Annotated in this window: 3 protein-coding genes; all 3 read left to right on the forward strand. The window is 35.4% G+C overall.

Annotated elements, in window-relative coordinates; all coding sequences use genetic code 11:
- The first annotated feature begins 77 nt into the window (after nt 1–77).
- Nucleotides 78–518 carry a hypothetical protein gene (locus Psfp_RS20840; protein WP_134220428.1) on the forward strand — a complete coding sequence of 147 codons (441 nt, stop codon included), beginning with the start codon at nt 78–80 and terminating at the stop codon, nt 516–518.
- A gap of 19 nt (nt 519–537) precedes the next feature.
- Entirely contained in the window at nt 538–816 is a 279-nt protein-coding gene (locus tag Psfp_RS20845) for a hypothetical protein (RefSeq protein WP_134220429.1), read from the forward strand.
- Nucleotides 817–1,101: 285 nt separating this feature from the next.
- Nucleotides 1,102–1,986, forward strand: coding sequence for an RHS repeat domain-containing protein (locus Psfp_RS20850; protein ID WP_134220430.1), 885 nt, complete (start codon nt 1,102–1,104; stop codon nt 1,984–1,986).
- Nucleotides 1,987–2,286: the final 300 nt, after the last annotated feature.

The raw sequence follows: 2,286 nt of genomic DNA on the forward strand, positions 1-2,286 counted from the left end.
AAATAATAACCTCCCCAAAGAAACTGCAAATATTTTAGCAGATTGGGGAGGGTTCTGAATCATCTTTTAGATAATCAATGTGCAAAAAAATCCTGCCTGCCAGGACTACTTTACGAGCAAGATTACAGTATATAAAATACGGAAATCCTCAAACGTTAAATTTATACTCTTATGCTGAGAATAATCCGATTAGTAACACTGATCCAAGCGGTCATGTTGTACCGTTGGTATTGGGTGCTGCGGCGTTAGCCCCAGGGGAAGCAGCACTAATTGCGGGGCTAGGAACGGCAGCAGTTGCAGCAACTAAGGAGCTTGTCGATTTAATGGGTGAAAGAATATATGCTCAGAATAAGAAGCAAGCAAAAAAAGTGATTGAGGGTCTACAAAAAACTATTGATGAACATGAAGAAAAATTAAGACAGGATCCTGATAGTATTGATGTACCACATTGGCAATCAGAAATTAAAGCGGCACAAGATAGAATTAATAAATTGAAAAACCGCTGGGATATTGATTAAGATAAAGGATGTGTTATTATTGCCATCTGATGAACGTATTTATAAGAAATTAGTAAACAAAATAAATGAATTGGGAATTTCAAAGTATGATATAGGCACATTAAAAGCTGATTTGAGTGATTTGGCAGAAGCAAGCAACAAATATCTTGAAATAATACAACAATTTTTGATAGTAGATAAAAATAATGAGGATGAAATATTAGATAATTTAGTGAATTTACAATTAACTATGGAGCATATGAGATTCCATATTGGTAGTGGTCTACCATTATTAGAAAAGCTGCTTGAAAAAATATAAAATTCCACAAAATTAGCGACATAGAATACCCAATTATTTCATATCTGGAACGGATTGATTAAATCACCCTAGCCTGCAATGAACCATGAGAGCAAGTAGATGAAATAATCTCTAGGGGGCGAAGAGGGAGTTCGAAAGATTAAAAAACAAGTAGGGGGAGGAAAATCAGATTTATTTGTTCGTAAAGGGACAAAAGAAATTTATAATCAACCAAAAGGCAGAAGAGGAGCTCCTCCTCAATATATTATGGATCTTCCATAAAGTAAGGAGAGTGAAGATAGAATAATGGAAAAAGATATCAAGCCTATTGAAGAGGGAAATGCAGAAATCAAAAATGAAAAATGCCATCCAATTATGTTTCCTATGTTGCAATATGGGCAAATAGCTAGTTACTATACTGAAGAACCGTTATACATCAGAGCTAAACGTAATAAAGGTGATAAATTAAATATTTATGAACAAATTTTAAGAATGCGTTATACTATTCCAAACGATAAAATAAACTCCTGGTGTGTATACTCTGAGGAGCGGGAATATCCATTTAAGAAGAGCAGGCAAAGTGGTTTGATAATAAGAAACGTTATTTGGGACAGAAAACACGATACGATTATGGTTAAAGCTAATCCAAGTATTAAAGAGCAAGAAAGGTGGCCGACTATTTATATCAAAAACATTTATCTTAATCCAGATAAATCTGAAGTTTTGATTGAAGGAATTAAAGAATTCGATCAATTTACTCGGAGAGGTATTATATTAAAAAAAAGAAATAGTAAAGAACATCCTCTATGGTTAGATCTAGAGGTAATGCGGTGGTTTGACTGGGGTCAGGTTAAAACAACTTGGTCTCCATATGAAATGGTGAACCATGAAATAGGGAATTTAATAAATATATCATTGCCTAACGGTAAGAACATTAACTATACGTATGACAATGCCAACCGCCTTACACAAAAAACACTGGACGGTGGCAGGTACTTCAATTATGGATACGATGGTGCCAACAACCTGACCAGTGTCGTTGATAATTTGAATAAGAGCTATTCTTGGGTATACGACGGCGCTGGGAGGGTTACATCTTCCACAGACCCCTTTAATATTACCAGGAGTTACCGCTGGGATAAGGGCAATAACCTGACCTCCAATGGGTTCAGCCAGTTACAAGTACAATAATAATATCCTCAGTGAGATGTTTTTACCTAACAATATTGGGCTTTATTATAATTATGATGAAAACGGGCGCCTCTTTTATGTGGAAGACAATAACAATTATGAGTGGGTAAGGAAGAGCATTAGCTATTATCAAAATGGTTGGTGGGAGCAAATACGTTATGCGGATCCTTATGTAGGGCTTGCTGAATAGCCAAAAATTCCAGTAATACCAAGGGATTGAGGGTACTTTTGTCGAATTATTATCCAAGGAAAACAAGCTAAAATATGCAAAAAGCTTGCACTTTGGAGGTCAAAAAATGT

It is taken from the genome of Pelotomaculum sp. FP, from assembly GCF_004369245.1.
Lineage (GTDB): Bacteria > Bacillota > Desulfotomaculia > Desulfotomaculales > Pelotomaculaceae > Pelotomaculum_C > Pelotomaculum_C schinkii.

What these genes read in the sequence shown, in the direction of transcription:
- Psfp_RS20840 (WP_134220428.1), top strand. Translation starts at nt 78, where the DNA reads ATGTGCAAAAAAATCCTGCCTGCCAGGACTACTTTACGAGCAAGATTA.
- Psfp_RS20850 (WP_134220430.1), top strand. Translation starts at nt 1,102, where the DNA reads ATGGAAAAAGATATCAAGCCTATTGAAGAGGGAAATGCAGAAATCAAA.